Source organism: Streptomyces tailanensis, from assembly GCF_008386495.1.
GTDB lineage: Bacteria > Actinomycetota > Actinomycetes > Streptomycetales > Streptomycetaceae > Streptomyces > Streptomyces tailanensis.
In genome coordinates, this window is sequence record NZ_VTHJ01000002.1 from 189170 (window position 1) to 206911 (window position 17742).

16 protein-coding genes and 1 pseudogene are annotated in these 17742 nt (G+C 69.8%); 15 read left to right on the forward strand and 2 right to left on the reverse strand.

Features of this window, described 5'->3' with window-relative positions; genetic code table 11:
- The 6 genes from F3T56_RS02735 (at position 1) to F3T56_RS02760 (ending at position 5270) form a co-directional block, all read left to right on the forward strand.
- Positions 1-1014, forward strand: a complete 1014-nt coding sequence (locus F3T56_RS02735; protein ID WP_149823196.1) for an amidohydrolase family protein — start codon at positions 1-3, stop codon at positions 1012-1014.
- Positions 1015-1028: 14 nt separating this feature from the next.
- Positions 1029-1967 (forward strand): VOC family protein, encoded by a 939-nt coding sequence (locus F3T56_RS02740; protein WP_149823028.1) that lies wholly within the window; start codon positions 1029-1031, stop codon positions 1965-1967.
- 96 nt (positions 1968-2063) lie between these two features.
- The gene (locus F3T56_RS02745; RefSeq protein WP_149823029.1) at positions 2064-3035 is read left to right on the forward strand and encodes a fumarylacetoacetate hydrolase family protein; all 972 of its coding nucleotides are present in this window, start codon (positions 2064-2066) and stop codon (positions 3033-3035) included.
- Entirely contained in the window at positions 3032-3778 is a 747-nt protein-coding gene (locus F3T56_RS02750; protein ID WP_149823030.1) for an SDR family NAD(P)-dependent oxidoreductase, read from the forward strand. Before F3T56_RS02745 ends, F3T56_RS02750 begins: the two co-directional genes overlap by 4 nt.
- Positions 3779-3831: 53 nt before the next feature.
- The gene (locus F3T56_RS02755) at positions 3832-4614 is read left to right on the forward strand and encodes a CoA transferase subunit A (RefSeq protein WP_149823031.1); all 783 of its coding nucleotides are present in this window, start codon (positions 3832-3834) and stop codon (positions 4612-4614) included.
- Between the two features lie 20 nt (positions 4615-4634).
- Complete coding sequence (locus F3T56_RS02760) at positions 4635-5270, forward strand: CoA transferase subunit B (RefSeq protein ID WP_149823197.1); 636 nt, start codon at positions 4635-4637, stop codon at positions 5268-5270.
- A gap of 82 nt (positions 5271-5352) precedes the next feature.
- On the opposite strand, the gene F3T56_RS02765 is transcribed toward F3T56_RS02760, so the two are convergent.
- Positions 5353-5766, reverse strand: coding sequence for a DUF6069 family protein (locus F3T56_RS02765; protein ID WP_149823032.1), 414 nt, complete (start codon positions 5764-5766; stop codon positions 5353-5355).
- A 187-nt stretch (positions 5767-5953) separates the two neighbouring features.
- On the opposite strand from F3T56_RS02765, the gene F3T56_RS02770 reads away from it, so the two are divergent.
- Positions 5954-6427, forward strand: coding sequence for a MarR family winged helix-turn-helix transcriptional regulator (locus F3T56_RS02770; protein ID WP_149823033.1), 474 nt, complete (start codon positions 5954-5956; stop codon positions 6425-6427).
- 89 nt (positions 6428-6516) lie between these two features.
- Positions 6517-7625: pseudogene (locus F3T56_RS02775) on the forward strand (MFS transporter); the annotation flags it as partial.
- Between the two features lie 43 nt (positions 7626-7668).
- Here F3T56_RS02775 and F3T56_RS02780 read toward each other — a convergent pair.
- The gene (locus F3T56_RS02780; protein WP_149823198.1) at positions 7669-8673 is read right to left on the reverse strand and encodes a LacI family DNA-binding transcriptional regulator; all 1005 of its coding nucleotides are present in this window, start codon (positions 8671-8673) and stop codon (positions 7669-7671) included.
- A gap of 216 nt (positions 8674-8889) precedes the next feature.
- Between F3T56_RS02780 and iolC the strand changes: the two genes are divergently transcribed.
- Genes iolC through F3T56_RS02815 form a run of 7 tightly spaced genes read left to right on the forward strand, consistent with a single transcriptional unit; the run spans position 8890 to position 17516 of the window.
- A complete protein-coding gene (iolC, locus tag F3T56_RS02785; protein ID WP_149823034.1) occupies positions 8890-9903 on the forward strand; it encodes a 5-dehydro-2-deoxygluconokinase in 1014 nt (337 codons plus the stop codon).
- A 4-nt stretch (positions 9904-9907) separates the two neighbouring features.
- Positions 9908-10777 (forward strand): Cgl0159 family (beta/alpha)8-fold protein, encoded by an 870-nt coding sequence (locus F3T56_RS02790; protein ID WP_149823035.1) that lies wholly within the window; start codon positions 9908-9910, stop codon positions 10775-10777.
- A gap of 5 nt (positions 10778-10782) precedes the next feature.
- Positions 10783-11667, forward strand: coding sequence for a 5-deoxy-glucuronate isomerase (gene iolB / locus F3T56_RS02795; RefSeq protein ID WP_425473536.1), 885 nt, complete (start codon positions 10783-10785; stop codon positions 11665-11667).
- Positions 11667-13550, forward strand: coding sequence for a 3D-(3,5/4)-trihydroxycyclohexane-1,2-dione acylhydrolase (decyclizing) (iolD, locus tag F3T56_RS02800; RefSeq protein WP_149823037.1), 1884 nt, complete (start codon positions 11667-11669; stop codon positions 13548-13550). Before iolB ends, iolD begins: the two co-directional genes overlap by 1 nt.
- A 29-nt stretch (positions 13551-13579) precedes the next feature.
- Complete coding sequence (locus F3T56_RS02805; RefSeq protein WP_149823038.1) at positions 13580-15076, forward strand: CoA-acylating methylmalonate-semialdehyde dehydrogenase; 1497 nt, start codon at positions 13580-13582, stop codon at positions 15074-15076.
- Between the two features lie 49 nt (positions 15077-15125).
- Positions 15126-16073 carry a TIM barrel protein gene (locus F3T56_RS02810; RefSeq protein ID WP_149823039.1) on the forward strand — a complete coding sequence of 316 codons (948 nt, stop codon included), beginning with the start codon at positions 15126-15128 and terminating at the stop codon, positions 16071-16073.
- Between the two features lie 9 nt (positions 16074-16082).
- Entirely contained in the window at positions 16083-17516 is a 1434-nt protein-coding gene (locus F3T56_RS02815) for a sugar porter family MFS transporter (RefSeq protein WP_149823040.1), read from the forward strand.
- Positions 17517-17742 lie beyond the last annotated feature (226 nt).

Consider the following 17742-nt stretch of genomic DNA (forward strand, 5'->3'; position numbering starts at 1 on the left):
ATGTCGATCCCCACGATCGACGTCCACGCCCACCTCCTGCTCCCGGAAGTCGAGGACGCCGTCGCCGGTCAGCCCGGCCTGGCCGAGGCACTCAACCTCGACGCCCGCCGCAACGGCCCGGCCGCGCTCGCGGTCAGCGGCCCGATGGTCGGCGCGCGGATACCCCGGCTGACGGACGTCGCCGTACGGCTCGCGGCCATGGACGAGACCGCCGTGGACATGCAGCTGGTGAGCCCCTCGCCGTCGCACTACCACTACTGGGCCGAACCTCAACTGGCCGAGCGGGTCTGCCGGTTGGCCAACGAGGGCACCGCCGCCCACTGCGCGAAGGCCCCCGACCGACTGCGCGGCCTCGGCCTGGTCCCGCTCCAGCACCCCGACCTCGCGGTGACACTGCTCGGCCACGCCCTGGACCAGGGCCTGGCCGGCGTGGAGATCTCCTCGCACGCCCCCGGCCCGGGCGGCACCCGGGAGGTGGAGCTCTCCGACCCCCGGCTCGCACCCTTCTGGGCGCGCGCGGAGGAGACCGGTGCCCTGGTCTTCCTGCACCCGTTCGGCTGCACGCTCGACGGGCGCCTGGACCAGTGGTACCTGTCCAACACCGTCGGCCAGCCCACCGAGAACGCCGTCGCGCTCTCGCACCTGATCTTCTCCGGGGTCCTGGACCGCCATCCGGGCCTGAAGCTGATCGCGGCGCACGGCGGCGGCTATCTCCCCACCCACATCGGCCGCTCCGACCACGCGTGGCGGGCCCGCACCGACACCCGGGGCTGCGCCCGGGAGCCCAGCAGCTACCTCAAGCAGCTGTACTTCGACTCCCTCGTCCACGACCCGGCCGTCATGCGGGAGCTGGTGCGCGCCGCCGGCCCGGGCCGGGTCCTGCTCGGCTCCGACTTCCCCTTCGACATGGGCACCGAGGATCCGCTCGGCGCTCTGCGGGCGGCCCAGCTGCCCGACCCCGACTTCCACGCCGTGCGGGGCGGCAACGCCGCCGTCCTGCTCAACCTCGCCTGAGGAGGGCACCCCCCATGAGCAACCGCCTGCTCACCCACCTGCGGCACGTCGACCTCGCCGTGCCCGACTACGACAAACAACTCGACTTCTACGCCGGTGTCTGGGGCCTGACCAAGGTCGCCGGGGACTCCGGCATCTCCTTCCTGGCGGCTGAGGGCTCGCCCGAGCAGTACGTCGTACGCCTCCGGAAGGCCGACGAGAAGCGCCTCGACCTTGTGTCGTACGGCGCCGCGAGCGCGGCGGACGTGGACACGCTCGCGGAGCAACTCCTCGCCGGGGGCGCGCAGTTGATCTCCCAGCCGGGGAAGGTCGACACCCCCGGTGGCGGCTACGGCTTCCGCTTCTTCGACTTCGACGGCCGCACCATCGAGGTCTCCGCCGATGTCGAGGTACGGCAGCACCGGAAGATCGAGGAGAAGGAGTCGATCCCGGTCAAGCTGTCGCACGTCGTGCTCAACTCGCCCGACCTCGACAAGACCCGCGCGTGGTACGAGACCCACCTCGGCTTCCGTCTCTCGGACACGCTCAGCTCCCCGCACATGGGCGAGGTCATGCACTTCATGCGGATCTCCAACCAGCACCACTCCATGGCCCTGGCGAAGGGCCCGCACACCTCGCTGCACCATGTCTCCTTCGAGATGCGCGGCATCGACGAGTACATGCGCGGCTCCGGCCGCGTGATCCGCGCGGGCTTCAAGAAGGTCTGGGGCCCGGGACGGCACATGGCGGGCGACAACACCTTCACGTACTTCCTCGACCCGCACGGCAACACCGTCGAGTACACGACGGAGCTCGAACTCCTCGACGAGGACACCTGGCACCCGTCCGTCTACGACTTCTCCCAGCCCGAGGTCACCGACCAGTGGGGCACGGCCAACCCGATGAACGAGCTGGTCGCCAAGGAGTCCTTCAACGACGTCGACCGCGGTGTGTTCGTGGCCCCGCCGGTCTGATCCCCCAGGTTCCGGGGGCGCGGCGATCCCCTGTCAGTGCCCTGACTGCCCGCCGCACCCCCGGGCTCCGGCCCTCCCCTCGACAGGACCTTTCCCATGCGTTTCGCCACGTACGAGTACCGCGATCGACGACAAGTGGCCGTCGTGGACGCGGACGGCACCCTCCGGCCCTTGACCGGTGTCCACTCCCTGACCGGGCTGCTCGCCGAGGGCGGCGGTCTGCCCGAACTGCTCGAAGCGGGCTCCGCGATGCTCGACGCCCCGGCCGGGCCCCATGTCTCCGAGGTACGGCTGCTGCCTCCGCTCCAGCCGCCCACCGTGCGGGACTTCGTGACGTTCGAGGAGCACGTGGAGGGCGTACGGAAGTCCGTGGACGGCGCGGCCGGCGTCCCGGAGCGCTGGTACGCGGCGCCGACGTTCTACTTCACCAACCCCTACGCGATGTACGGCCCGCACGACGACATTCCGATGCCGCCGGGGTCGAGCGTGCTCGACTTCGAGCTGGAGGTCGCCGTCGTGATCGGCAAGGAGGGCCGCGACCTCACCCCGGAGCAGGCCCGCGACCACATCGCCGGCTACACGGTCTTCAACGACTGGTCCGCCCGCGATCTGCAGTCCGCCGAGATGAAGGTGGGCCTCGGCCCCTGCAAGGGCAAGGACACCGCCACCACGCTGGGCCCGTACCTGGTCACGGCCGACGAGTTGGAGAAGTACCGCGACAAGGACGGCTTCCTGCGGCTCGGGCTCACCGCTTCGGTCAACGGCGAGGTGGTCGGCGAGGACCTGCTGTCCAACATGAGCTGGACGTTCGAGGAGATGGTCGCCTACGCCTCGCGCGGCACCGTCGTCCGTCCGGGCGATGTCCTGGGCTCCGGGACCTGCGGCAACGGCGGCTGTCTCGCCGAGCTGTGGGGTGTACGGGGCGGGCAGGACCCGGCGCCGCTGAAGCCGGGCGACACGGTGACGCTGACCGTCGAGGGCATCGGCAGCGTCTCCAACACCGTGGTCCCCGGCGTCGATCCGGTGCCGGTTCCCACCGCCCGGCGTCGCACCCGGGAGCGGCCGTGACCGGCGGCGACCGTCCCGGAAGGCTGTCCGGCAAGGTCGTCGTGGTCACCGGGGCCGCCGCCGGCCAGGGCGCGGCGGAGGCCGAGGCGCTGGCCCGCGAGGGCGCCCGGGTGATCGCCACCGACATCGTGGAGGCTCCCGGCTGCCGCCGCCTCGACGTCAGCAGCGACGACGACTGGGCCCGGCTCGCCGCCGAACTGCGCGATGCCCACGGGCAGGTGCACGGGCTGGTCAACAACGCGGGCGTCACCTGGCGCGCCCGGATCGACGAGGTACGCTCCGAGGACATGGCCCGCGTCCACGCCATCAACGTCACCGGACCGCTCCTCGGCATCCAGCATCTGACGCCGCTGATGCGCGCGGGCGCGTCGATCGTGAACGTCGGTTCGTCGGCGGCGCTGACCGCCCACTACCCGGTCGCGTACACCACGAGCAAGTGGGCGTTGCGTGGCCTGTCGGGCACCGCCGCCATGGAGCTCGGGCCGCGCGGCATCCGTGTGAACACGATCCACCTCGGCTTCATCGAGACCGACATGACCGCCTCCGCCGCCCCCGCGTTCCGCGAGGCGAACCTCAGCGGGACACCGCTCGGCCGCACCGGAACCGTCGACGACATCACCCCGCTCGTCGTCTTCCTCCTCTCCGACGACTCCGCCTTCATCACCGGCGCCGAGATCCCCGTCGACGGCGGCCTCACCGCACACGGAGGCGCCAAGCCGATCTCGGACGCCCTGCGCGCCTGATCGCCTGATCGCCTGAACCAGCAGCAACGCACGTGAGAAAGGTCCTCCCTTCCATGGACAAGGTCAGCGCGAGCGCCGTCGAGGCGGTCGCCGACATCCCCGACGGAGCCTCGCTGGCCGTCGGCGGCTTCGGCCTCAGCGGCATCCCCGACGTGCTCATCCAGGCCCTCCACGCCCGGGGCGCGACCGGCCTTCAGGTCGTGTCGAACAACTGTGGGGTGGACGGGCGCGGACTCGGGGTCCTGCTGGCCGACGGCCGGATCGCCCGCGTCACGGGCAGCTATGTGGGCGAGAACAAGGAGTTCGCCCGTCAGTATCTGTCGGGCGAACTGGAGGTGGAGCTGGTGCCGCAGGGCACGCTCGCCGAGCGGCTGCGCGCCGGAGGCGCGGGCATTCCCGCCTTCTACACCCCCGCCGGGGTGGGCACCCAGGTGGCCCGTGGCGGACTGCCCTGGCGCTACGCGCCCGACGGCGCGGTCGCCGTGGCGTCCCCGCCCAAGGAGACCCGCGCCTTCGGCGACCGCAGTTACGTCCTGGAGCACGGCATCACCACCGACTTCGCCCTCGTACGGGCCTGGCGCGGCGACCGGCACGGGAACCTCGTCTTCCGCAAGTCCTCCGCCAACTTCAACCCGCTGGCCGCGATGGCGGGCCGGATCACCGTCGCCGAGGTCGAAGAGCTCGTGGAACCGGGCGAGTTGAACCCGGAGGAGGTCCACCTGCCCGGCATCTACGTCCAGCGGATGATCGTCCTCACCCCGTCCCAGGCCGCCGACAAGCAGATCGAACACCTCCGAATTTCCGCGTCTTCGACACGAGGGACCGTACGCGCATGAGCACCACCCCTGCCACGCAGCTGGGCTGGACCCGGAACGAGATGGCCGCCCGCGCCGCCGCCGAACTCGCCGACGGCTCCTACGTCAACCTCGGCATCGGCCTGCCCACCCTCATCCCCGGCCACCTCCCGCCCGGCGTCCACGTCGTCCTGCACTCCGAGAACGGCATCCTGGGCACCGGCCCCTACCCGTACGAGGACGAGGTCGACGCGGACCTGATCAACGCGGGCAAGGAGACCGTCACCGTCCTGCCGGGGGCCTCCTTCTTCGACTCGGCGCTGTCCTTCGGCATGATCCGCGGCGGCCACATCGACACCGCCGTGCTGGGCGCCATGCAGGTCTCCGCCGTCGGCGACCTGGCCAACTGGATGATCCCCGGCAAGATGGTCAAGGGCATGGGCGGTGCGATGGACCTCGTCCACGGCGCCCGCCGGGTCATCGTCCTCATGGAGCACACCGCCAAGGACGGCAGCCCGAAGATCGTCAAGGAGTGCACCCTCCCGCTCACGGGCGAGCGCTGCGTCCACCGCGTCATCACCGACCTCGGCGTCCTCGACATCACCCCCGAGGGCCTCGTCCTCGTGGAGTGCGCGCCGGGAGTGACGGCGGAGGACATCGCGGCTCGTACGGACGCGCCGCTGATCCTGGAGCCGTAAAACGCCGTAGAACAGCGGAACGGCGGGCGGGGAGGAACCTGTGAATGAGGTCCCTCCCCGCCCGCCGTTCCGCATTTCGGCCCTACGACAGCGGCATGACCTTGCGGTACGCGAACACGGCGGCGGCCGCGACCGCCATGTGCATCAGGAGCAGCGCCACGACGCCGATGACCCCGCCGGCGCCGAAGAGCAGGAAGTCGGGGACGAAGGAGACCACGACGACGGTCGGCACCAGCCAGCGCACGAGCTTCTCGGGGTCCTTCGACACCTTGCGCACGATGGCCCAGCCGATGGCGCCCGCGATCACACCGACCGCCGTCAGGAAGATGTACGAGCCGGGCATCAGCGGCTGGAAGTCGTCGGGCGCGCCCAACGCCAGCGCGAGGACGGCGAGCACCGCGTTCGCCAGTGAGGACACCACGATCGCGGCGAGCACACCTCCCGCCACAACGAGCGGACCACGGCGGACGGGGACTGCCGCAGAGGCAACAGACATGGGTACTCCAGGGGTGCTGAGGGGAAGCTCCGAAAGAGGACGTTTGAAGCATCAAACGAGAGCGTTGCACGAGAGTCTTGCCGGAATCACTTGAAACTTCAAGCACTCGTTGGGGAATTGCCGTGGAATTGCCGGTCGGAAATTACCTCTGTTGACATAGCTATATGCGCGTACCTAAAGTGAACGCATGCCCGCCCCCAGCACGTCCGAGCAGGACATCGACCACGTAGCCGCCGGGCTCGTGGCATGCCTGCCCGCGCTGCACCGGGCCCTGGAACGACGGATCGGCCAGGACTTCCCGCACCCGAAGCTCCCCGAGGGCCAGCTGGCGCTGCTCCGTCTTATCGAGGCGCACGAGGGCGTCACCGTCCGCGAGGCCGCCGACGCCCTGCTGATGAAGCCGAACAATGTCAGCGCCCTGGTCTCCCAGCTCTCCGAGCAGGGGCTGCTGGAGCGCCGGCAGGACACCGCCGACAAGCGGATCGCGCATCTGTACCTGACCGCGACGTCCCGGGCGCGGCTCGCGGAGGTCGAGCGCCTCAGGGGCGCCCATGTCGCGCACGCCCTGCGCGCCCTCTCCGACGGTCAGCTGGACGCCCTCGGCTCGGCCCTCGGCGCGCTGAACGCACTCACCGGGCACCTGCACTCCGCCGCCCACTGATCCCACGGCCGGCCCCGTCCAGGGCCGGGCACACTACGCCAACTCCCCGCCCCCGTACGCCCGTTCATGGCGTACGGGTCACCGGGCTTCCTTCCGCGGTGTCCACCGCGCTCGGCCCCATTGTCGGCGGTCTGCTCGTCCAGCACGTCAACTGGGAGTCCGTCTTCTACATCAACGCCCCCATCGGCGTCGCCGCGCTCGTCTTCAGCGCCCTCGTGCTGCCGCAGAGCAAGAACACCGCGGCGGCGGACGAGAAGTTCGACCTGGTCGGCGTCGTCCTGCTCGCGATCGGTCTGTTGGCGGTCGTGTTCGGCGTCGTCAAGGGCGAGACCTGGGGCTGGAGTTCGGGCGGCACGCTGGGAGCCATCGCGGCGGGCGTCGTCGTGCTGGTGCTGTTCGGCCGGTACGAGACCCGGGTCGCCCACCCGCTGCTGCCCATGCGGTTGTTCCGCAACCCCGCGCTGACCGTCGGCACGGTCATCACCGCGCTCAACTTCTTCGTACTGCTCGGCGTGATCTTCTTCGTCATGCTGTACCTGCAGAACGTACTCGGCTTCCCCCCGTCGAGGCGGGCCTGCGCACGCTGCCCCTCAGCCTGGCCTCCGTGGTCGCCTCCCCGCTGGGCGCGGCGCTGACGGAGCGGTTCGGCCCCCGGTTCACCATGCCCCTGGGCATGGTGCTGCAGGCGATCGCATGCTTCCTCATGCTCACCTGGGACGCCCACTCCTCCTACGGGGCGCTGTGGCCGCCGTTCATCGCGCTCGGCCTGGGCGTCGGCCCGGTGATGGCCGCCTCCTCCGACGCGATCGTCGGGAACGCACCCGTCGAGGACGGCGGTGTCGCCGGAGGCCTCCAGGCCACCGCCCTGCAGATCGGCGGCGCGCTCGGCACCTCCGTGCTGGTCTCGCTCATCAGCAGCCGGGTCGGCTCCACGCTGAGCGGTGCGCTGACCGACGCCGGGACACCGGAGGCCGTGGCCCACGGCCTCGGCGAAGCCAAGGATGCCGTCGCGATGGGCGTCGCCCCCGTCTCCGACAGCATGACGGCGCAACTCAAGGTGGCCGTCGTCGAAGGAAGCCACACCGCGTTCGTGAACGGTGTCCACACCGCCGTACTGGTCACCGGCGTCCTCACCGTCATCGGCGCCGTCGCCGCGGCACTCGGCCTGCGCGGTCGGCCCTCCGGTCACCATGCGTAGCGGCGGATCCTCCAGTCACCAGACGTAGCGGCGGAGCACGTCTTCAGGCCGGCCCCTCCACCGGGGCCGGCCCGCTCGTTCCCCGTACCACCAGTTTCGAGTCCAACACCGCTTCTCGCGGCTCCAACTCCCGGTTCTCCAGCCGGTCCACGGCGAACCGCACCGCGTACTCCGCCATGAGGAGCGCATCCTGACGGACCGTCGTCAGACCGATCGGCATCAGGTGGGAGAGGTGGCTGTCGTCGTATCCGACGACCGACAGATCGCGCGGGACCTCGATCCCACTCCGGGTGAGAGCCATCAACAGGCCCATCGCGCAACGGTCGTTGCCCGCGAGGACCGCCGTCGGCAGGGCCTGCCCACCCTCCCGCTCCGCCAGCAGCAGACGACCGGTGTCGATGCCGGACTGCTCGGTGTGGTCGCCGGGGATCACCCGCATTTCGGACTCCAGCCCGTGGCGGCGCATCGCCGCCCGGTAGGCGCGCCGTCGTTCGGCCGAACCGGGGCCGCGACCGCCGTCGATGTGCACGATCCGGCGGTGCCCCAGTTCGACGAGATGGTCCATGGCCTGCCGTACGCCCTTGCCCTCGGCCGTGTGCACACTGTCGACGCGGGCGCGCGGCACCCGACGGCCCACCGAGACCGCGACCGTGCGCTGCCCGAGCGCGTCGAGATCCGCGTCCGTCGCACCCGGACCGAGCAGGATCACCGCCTCGCAGCGATGACTGAGCAGCGCTTCCACCGCTTTCGCCTCACCGCGCCCCGGGCCGGTCGCCGACAGCAGAACCTCGTAGTCGAGCCGTTCCGCCTCGGCGTAGATGCCCTCGACGAGGTCGGCCTGGAAAATCTGGTGGGCGGTGAACATGACACCGAGCGTGCGACTGCGGCCGCGCGCCAGCAGCCGGGCCGCGTTGTCGGGACGGTAGCCGATCTCGTCGGCGACCCGCAGCACCCGCTCACGGGTCTCGCGGCCCGCCCCCGGCTGGCCCCGGAAGACGATCGAGACGAGCGCCCTGGACACGCCCGCCTTCGCGGCGACGTCAGCCATCGTGGGCCGCTGCTTGCCCGGTGCACTCACCTGTGAACCACCTTTCGCCGCGCCCACCCTACGGGCGGTCCCGAAATCTCCTGGCAACAAGCTATTGACATGACATTTGGACAGGGGTCATCGTACTCGACAACTAGAGCGCGCTAGTAGAGCGCGGCAGTTCGACTTCTCCCGAGACAACTCCCCGGATCCCCGGAGCGAAGGGAAATCAGCGTTATGCCGTTCGATGTGCTGTCCATGGGCCGGGTGGGTGTGGATGTGTATCCGCTCCAGAGGGGTGTGGGGCTGGCGGAGGTCACCTCGTTCGGCAAGTACCTGGGCGGGAGCCCGACGAACGTGGCGGTGGCCGCGGCGCGGTACGGGCGTTCGGCGGCGGTGATCACGAAGACGGGGCGGGATCCGTTCGGGGAGTTCGTGCGTACGGCCCTGGAGGGCTACGGCGTGGATGCCTCGTTTGTGGGGGTGTCGGATATCGCGCCGACGCCGGTGACGTTCTGTGAGATCTTCCCGCCGGATGACTTCCCGCTGTACTTCTACCGTCTGCCGAAGGCGCCTGACCTGGATATTCGTGTGGGTGAGGTGGAGTTGGGGGCGGTGCGTGCGGCGCGGATCTTCTGGGTGACGGGGACGGGGCTGAGTGAGGAGCCGAGCCGTTCGGCGACGCTGGCGGCGCTGGAGCACCGGGCCGGGGCGGGGGTGACGGTGTTCGATCTGGACTGGCGGCCGATGTTCTGGACCGATCCCGCGTCCGCTCGTTCCTTCTACGCCGAGGCGCTGCGGCACACCACGGTGGCGGTGGGCAATCTCGATGAGTGTGAGGTGGCGACCGGGGAGCGGGAGCCGTATGCGGCGGCGAAGGCGCTGCTGGCGGCCGGGGTCGAGCTCGCGGTGGTCAAGCAGGGGCCGAAGGGTGTGCTGGCGATGGACCGGGACGGCTCGGTCGCGCAGATCCCGCCGGTGGCGGTGGACGTGGTCAACGGGCTCGGTGCGGGTGACGCCTTCGGCGGGGCTTTGTGTCATGGGCTGCTGTCGGGGTGGGAGACCCGCCGGACGGTGGCGTTCGCCAATGCCGCCGGTGCCATCGTCGCGGGCCGGCTGTCCTGCTCCGACGCCATGCCCACCCAGGCCGAGGTCGAGGAGAAGTTGCGCGCGACGGCGCCTCAGGACCAGGACCAGGACCGGGACCAGGACCGGGCGACGACGCCTGGCAACGCAGAGCGAGAGGTGTGACCAGGTGTCCGACAACGTGACCCGCATCGTGGGAACCAGGGTCAAGGATCCCGGTGCGATCGCCACGGCCGCCGCCCGGCGGGTGAAGGCCACCTCGCTGTTCGGCGAGCACGGCAAGGCGATGATCATCGCCGCCGACCACCCCGCACGGGGGGCCAACGGCGTCGGCGGCGACCCGACCGCGATGGCCGACCGTGCCCGACTGCTCGACCGCCTGTGTGTCGCCCTGGAACGCCCCGGTGTGACGGGCGTCCTCGCCACGGCCGACATCCTCGACGATCTGCTCGTGCTCGGTGTCCTGGACGGCAAGAGCGTGTTCGGGTCGATGAACCGGGGCGGGCTGGCCGGTTCGGTGTTCGAGATCGACGACCGGTTCACCGGCTACGACGCCGCCACCATCGCGGCGATGGGCTTCGACGGGGGCAAGATGCTCACCCGCATCGCCCTCGCCGACCCGGCCACCCCTTCCGTCCTGGAGAACACCGCGCGCGCGGTCGACGAGCTCAACGACCGCCGGCTGATCGCGATGGTGGAGCCGTTTCTGTCGGTGTGGCAGGACGGCAAGATCCGCAACGACCTGTCCACGGACGCCGTGATCAAGTCGGTCACCATCGCGTCCGGACTGGGCCGCCGTACCGCCTATACGTGGCTGAAGCTGCCGGTGGTCGAGGACATGGAACGGGTCCTGGCCTCCTCCACCCTGCCCGCGCTGCTGCTGGGCGGCGAGGTCAAGGACCCCGATGCCGCCTTCGCCTCCTGGGGCAAGGCCCTCAAGCAGCCCACCGCACAAGGCCTGGTCGTGGGCCGCTCCCTGCTCTACCCCGCCAACGGCGACGTGGCCGGGGCCGTGGACCGGGCGGTGAGCCTGCTGTGAGCAACATGAACAAGTACCACCTGCCCAAGGGCACATCGGCCGACGGCCCGTACGACCTGGTTGTCACGCCCGAGTCGGCGGGCTGGGGACACTCCGGCCTCAGGATCCTGACCCTGAAGCCGGGCGAGGAACACGCCCTGTCCACCGGGGACTCTGAGTTCCTGGTCCTGCCGCTGACGGGCTCCTGCACCGTCACCACGGACGGCAAGGCCTTCGAACTCACCGGTCGGACCGGCGTGTTCGCCTCGGCCACCGACTTCGCGTACCTCCCCCGCGAGTCGGAGGCCCTGATCAGCAGCGCGAACGGGGGACGCTTCGCGCTGCCCTCCGCCCGTACCGAGCGGCGTGGCCTTCCCGCTCGGTACGGGCGCAAGGAGGACGTACCCGTCGAGCTGCGCGGTGCCGGCGTCTGTTCCCGGCAGGTCAACAACTACTGCCTGCCGGGCACCTTCGAGGCCGAGCAGCTGCTGGTGTGCGAGGTCCTCACCCCCGGCGGCAACTGGTCGTCGTACCCGCCGCACAAGCACGACGAGGCCCGTACTGATGACGCGGGCAACGCGGTCGAGAGCGAGTTGGAGGAGATCTACTACTTCGAGGTCGCGGGCGAGAACGGCTTCGGCTACCAGCGCGTCTACGGCACACCCGAACGGCCGATCGACATCCTCGCCGAGATCCGTACCGGTGACACGGTACTGATCCCGCACGGCTGGCACGGCCCCTCCATCGCCGCCCCCGGCTACGACCTCTACTACCTCAACGTCATGGCCGGCCCCGGCCAGGACCGCGCCTGGCTGATCTGCGACGACCCCGCCCACGGCTGGGTGCGCACGACCTGGGCCTCGCAGGACATCGATGACCGGCTGCCCTTCGGCGCCGAGGAGAACGACTAATGGAAACGATCAGGCTCACCACCGCGCAGGCGCTCGTGCGGTTCCTGGCGAATCAGTACAGCGAGCGTGACGGCCAGGAACACCGTCTCATCCCCGGCGTCTGGGGCATCTTCGGCCACGGCAACGTCGCCGGCATCGGCCAGGCCCTCCTCCAAGCCGCAGTCACGCAAGAGGCAGATCTCCCGTACTACCTGGCGCGCAACGAGCAGGGCATGGTCCACGCGTCGGTGGCGTACGCGAAGATGCGCGACCGCCTCGCGACCTTCGCCTGCACGGCATCGACAGGTCCTGGCTCGACGAACATGATCACGGGTGCGGCGCTGGCGACGACCAACCGCATCCCGGTGCTGCTGCTGCCGTCCGACATGTTCGCCACCCGCGCCGCCGACCCCGTCCTCCAGCAGCTGGAGGACACCCGCGGCGGGGATGTCACCGTCAACGACGCCTTCCGCGCCGTATCCAAGTACTTCGACCGCATTTCCCGTCCCGAACAGCTCATCCCCGCCGCACTCGCCGCGATGCGGGTACTCACCGACCCGGCCGAGACCGGCGCCGTCACCCTCGCCCTCCCGCAGGACGTGCAGGCCGAGGCCTACGACTGGCCCATCGACTTCTTCCGCCGCCGCATCTGGCACGTCGGCCGCCCGGTCCCGGAGGCGGCCGCCGTCGAACGCGCCGCCCGGCTCCTGCGCGGGGCACGCAAGCCGCTGATCGTGGCCGGCGGCGGAGCCGTCTACTCCGGTGCCGAGACCGTCCTGCGGGCGTTCGCCGAAGCCACCGGCATCCCGGTCGCCGACACCCACGCCGGCAAGGGCGCCGTCGCCTGGGACCACCCCTGCTCAGTCGGCGGCATCGGCTCCACCGGCGCATACGCCGCCAACGAACTGGCCAAGGAAGCCGATGTCGTTCTCGGTATCGGCACCCGCTACAGCGACTTCACCACCGCCAGCCACACCGTCTTCGCCAACCCCGACGTCACCTTCATCAACCTCAACATCGCCCGCCTCGACGCCGTCAAACACTCCGCCGAACCCCTGGTCGCCGACGCCCGCCTCGGCATCCAAGCCCTCGCGGGCGCGCTGACGGACTGGGAGGTCGACCCCGGCTATCGCAGGTGCACACGCGAACTCATCGCCCGCACCCGGGAGATCGAGCAGGAGTGCTTCGCACCCGACCGCAACACCGGCACCCTGCCCGCCCAGACGCAGATCCTCGGCGCACTCAACGACACCCTCGACGACCGCGCCGTCGTCATCAACGCCGCCGGCTCCATGCCCGGCGACCTGCAACAGCTCTGGCGGGCCCGCGACCCCAAGGCCTACCACGTCGAATACGCCTACTCCTGCATGGGCTACGAAGTCGCCGCCGGCCTCGGCACCAAGATGGCCGACCCGTCACGCGAGGTCGTCGTCCTGGTCGGCGACGGCTCCTACCTGATGATGGCCCAGGAAATCGTGACCATGGTCTCCGAAGGACTCAAAGTCATCATCGTCCTCGTCCAGAACCACGGCTTCGCCTCCATCGGCGCCCTGTCAGAGTCTTTGGGCTCGCAGCGCTTCGGCACCAAGTACCGCTTCCGCAACGACAGTTCAGGCCAACTCGACGGCGACGTCCTGCCGGTCGACCTCGCCGCCAACGCCTCCTCCCTCGGCGCCGACGTCCTCCACGCTTCCTCCGTCGAGGAGTTCCGCACGGCGATGGACAAGGCCAAGGCCGCCACCCGCACCACCGTCGTGCACATCGAGACCGACCTCTACGGCCCCAACCCACCCGGCCACGGCTGGTGGGACGTACCGGTGAGCCAGGTCTCCGCCCTGGACTCCACCCTCACCGCATACGAGACGTATGCCGCCCACAAGCAGGCTCAGCGCCACTACCTGTAACCCCCGTCCCCGCAAAGGAAACCCTCACCGTGAAGACCATCCAGCACTGGATCAACGGCAGCCCCACACCGGGCTCCGCCTCCGGCACCCAGCCGGTCTTCAACCCGGCCACCGGAGCCGAGCAGGCCCAGGTCGTCCTCGGCGGTTCCGCAGACGTGGACGCCGCCGTACAGGCCGCCATCCAGGCCTTCGAGACCTGGTCGGAGTCCTCCCTCACCCAGCGCACCCAGGTCATGTTCGCCTTCCGCCAACTCCTCGTCGAACACGAGGAAGAACTCGGCCGGATCATCTCCGCCGAACACGGCAAGACCGTCGACGACGCCCGCGGCGAAATCACCCGCGGCCGCGAAGTCGTCGAATTCGCCTGCGGCCTCGGCGACATCCTCAAGGGCTCCTTCTCCGACCAGGTCTCCCGCGGCATCGACGTCCACAACTTCCGCCAGCCCCTCGGCGTCGTCGCCGGCATCACCCCCTTCAACTTCCCCGCCATGGTGCCCCTGTGGATGCACCCCATCGCCATCGCCACCGGCAACACCTTCATCCTCAAGCCCAGCGAACGCGACCCCTCCGCCGCCAACTTCGTCGCCGACCTGTACAAGAAGGCCGGCCTCCCCGACGGCGTCTTCAACGTCGTCCACGGCGGCAAGCCGGCCGTCGACGCGATCCTCACCCACCCCGGCATCGAGGCCGTCTCCTTCGTCGGCTCCACGCCGATCGCCAAGTACGTCCACGAAACCGCCACCGCCCACGGCAAGCGCGTCCAAGCCCTCGGCGGCGCCAAGAACCACGCCGTCGTCCTCCCCGACGCCGACCTCGAATTCGCCGCCAACCACATCACCGCCGGCGCCTACGGCTCCGCCGGCGAACGCTGCATGGCCGTCTCAGTGGCCGTGGCGGTCGGTGACACCGCCGACGCACTCGTCGCAATCCTCGAACGCAAGGCCCGCGAAGTGAAGGTCGGCCCCGGCGACCAGCCCGGCACCGAAATGGGCCCCCTCGTCACCAAGGCCGCCCAGGAACGCGTCGGGAACGCCGTCGGAGGCGCCGCCACCCAAGGCGCGACGGTGGTCGTCGACGGCCGCGGCCTGAAGATCGACGGGCACGAGGAGGGCTTCTTCACCGGCCCCTCCCTCCTCGACCACGTCACCACCGACATGGACGCCTACAAGGAGGAGCTGTTCGGCCCGGTCCTCGCCGTCATCCGCGCCGACTCCCTCGACCAGGCCATCGACCTCATCAACGCCAACCCCTACGGCAACGGCACCGCCCTCTTCACCAGCTCCGGCGAAGCCGCCCGCCGATTCCAGCGCCACATCAACGTCGGCATGATCGGCATCAACGTCCCCGTCCCCGTGCCGATGTCCTACTACTCCTTCGGCGGCTGGAAGGACTCCCTCATCGGCGACTCCCCCATCCACGGCCCCGAAGGCATCCGCTTCTACACCCGCCCCAAGGTCGTCACCACCCGCTGGCCACAACCCACCCACCACATCACCGCCGGCTTCAACTTCCCCACCTCCAGCTGAGGTTCCACCTCCAGCTGAGCCCCTCTCCCCTCTTCCGAAGGACGTACACATGGCAACGACGCCATCACTCCGTACCACCGTGGGCAATCTGTGTCTCGGTTCCGCGCCCGACTCCTGGGGCGTGTGGTTCCCGGAGGACGAGCACCAGGTTTCGTACACCCGTTTCCTCGACGAGCTGGCCGAGGCCGGTTACAAGTGGCTGGAGCTCGGGCCGTACGGCTATCTCCCGACCGACCCGCAGCGGTTGAAGGAGGAGCTGGACGCCCGTGGGCTCCAGGTCTCCGGCGGTACCGCGTTCGGCGCGCTGCACCGGCCCGAGGCGTGGGACGAGATGCTCGCCCATGTGCGGCAGGTGGCCACGCTGACCGCCGCCGCGGGCGCCCACCATCTGGTGCTCATTCCGCCAATGTACCGGGACGAGAAGACCGGTGACTTCGCCGAGTCGCCGGAGCTGACCGCCGAGCAGTGGGCGGGGTTCGGGCAGAACGCGGACCGGCTGGGCAAGCTGCTGCTCGACGAGTACGACGTACGGCTCGTCGTCCACCCGCACGCGGACAGCCACATCCAGACGCAGCCGGAGATCGAGCGGCTGCTGAACGAGTCCGACTCCCGCTACACGAACCTCTGCCTGGACACCGGGCATGTGGCGTACGGCGGCGGTGACAACCTCGACCTGATCCGCCGGTTCGGTGAGCGCGTCGGTTACGTCCACATCAAGCAGATGGACCCCGAGATCCTCGCGCAGGTCGCCGCGGAGAAGCTGTCGTTCGGCGAGGCGGTCAAGCGGGGGGTGTGCGTCTCGCCGCCCGCGGGTGTGCCGAACCCGGCCGACGTGGTGGCCGAACTCGCGGAGCTCGACGCCGAGTTGTTCGTGATCGTCGAGCAGGACCTGTACCCGTGCGCTCCCGAGGTGCCGCTGCCCATCGCCGTAGGCACCCGTGAGCACCTGGCCGGTTGCGGCCTGACCGGTACCCGACGCCCCACCGTCGACAAGTAGGAGATGGCCATGGACGTCACCAAAGGCACGACCCAGGCCCCCGCTCCCGCGACCACCGTCCCGGACGACGCCCCGCCTGCGGTCAACCGGCGGTTGCGGCTGATCACCCTCATCGCCACCTTCGGTGGACTCCTCTTCGGTTACGACACCGGTGTCATCAACGGTGCCCTGCCGTACATGACCGACGACCTCGGGCTGACTCCGGTCACCGAGGGCATGGTCACCAGTTCGCTGCTGCTGGGTGCCGCGCTGGGCGCGATCGTCGGTGGTCGGATGTCGGACGCGCGCGGTCGGCGGCGCACCATCCTCATCCTCGCCGTGCTGTTCTTCGTCGGCGCGCTCGGCTGCACGCTCGCGCCGACGACCGCGGTCATGGTCGTGGCCCGGTTCGTGCTCGGTCTCGCGGTGGGTGGCGCGTCGGTGACCGTGCCGGTCTACCTGGCGGAGGTCTCGCCGGCCGAGCGGCGTGGTGCGCTGGTCACCCGTAACGAACTCATGATCGTCACCGGGCAGTTGCTCGCCTTCACCTCCAACGCGATCATCGCGCAGGTGGGCGGCGAGTCCGGCGGGGTCTGGCGCTGGATGCTGGTGATCGCGACGCTCCCGGCGGTCGTGCTCTGGTTCGGGATGCTCGTGATGCCGGAGAGCCCGCGCTGGCTGGCCTCCCAGAGCCGTTTCAGCGACGCCCTGGCGGTGCTGAAGCAGGTGCGCTCCCAGCAGCGGGCGGACGCCGAGCTGGCCGAGGTGTCGGCGCTGGCGGTGAAGGACGAGCAGGAGAAGCTCGGCGGCTGGCAGGACCTCAAGAGCACGCCCTGGATCCGCAAGCTGATGTTCGTCGGCTTCGGCATCGCGATCGTGCAGCAGATCACCGGTGTCAACACGATCATGTACTACGGCACCCAGATCCTCACGGACGCCGGCTTCGCCGCCGACAGCGCGCTCACGGCGAACATCGCCAACGGTGTGATCTCGGTGCTGGCCACCTTCGTCGGCATCTGGCTGCTCGGCCGTGTCGCCCGCCGCCCGATGCTGATGGCGGGTCAGATGGGGACGACGGCGGCCCTGTTGCTGATCGGTGTGTTCTCGCTGGTGCTGCCCGCCGGTGACGGCCGGGCGTACGCGGTGCTGGCGATGACCGTCACGTTCCTCGCGTTCCAGCAGGGCGCGATCTCGCCGGTGACCTGGCTGATGCTGTCGGAGATCTTCCCGATGCGGATGCGCGGTTTCGGCATGGGCGTCGCGGCGGTGGTGCTGTGGCTGACCAACTTCGTGATCGGTCTGGTGTTCCCGTCGCTGGTCTCCGGGATCGGGATCTCCAACACCTTCTTCCTGTTCGTGGTGGCGGGGGTCTTCTCCATCACCTTTGTGAAGCTCTACGTCCCCGAGACCAAGGGCCGCACGCTCGAAACCCTCGAAGCGGAACTCAAGGCCCGCTTCTCCTGATCTCCCCCTCCGGGGGCCGGGAAGGCCAGCCTCCCGGCCCCCGCAAAAGCCATTCGAAGGGAACGGCCTTGGCTTCTCCCCCGGCTGAAGCAGGGGACTCAACCCTCGCGGGTTGATGTTTCTGCTTCATCGACAGCCGCCGACCCGAACCAACGGCGAGGGTCGGTGTGCCGACCATCGGTCTTACGCCAGCTCCACAGACCTGACATCCCGCCAGCCCGGCGGT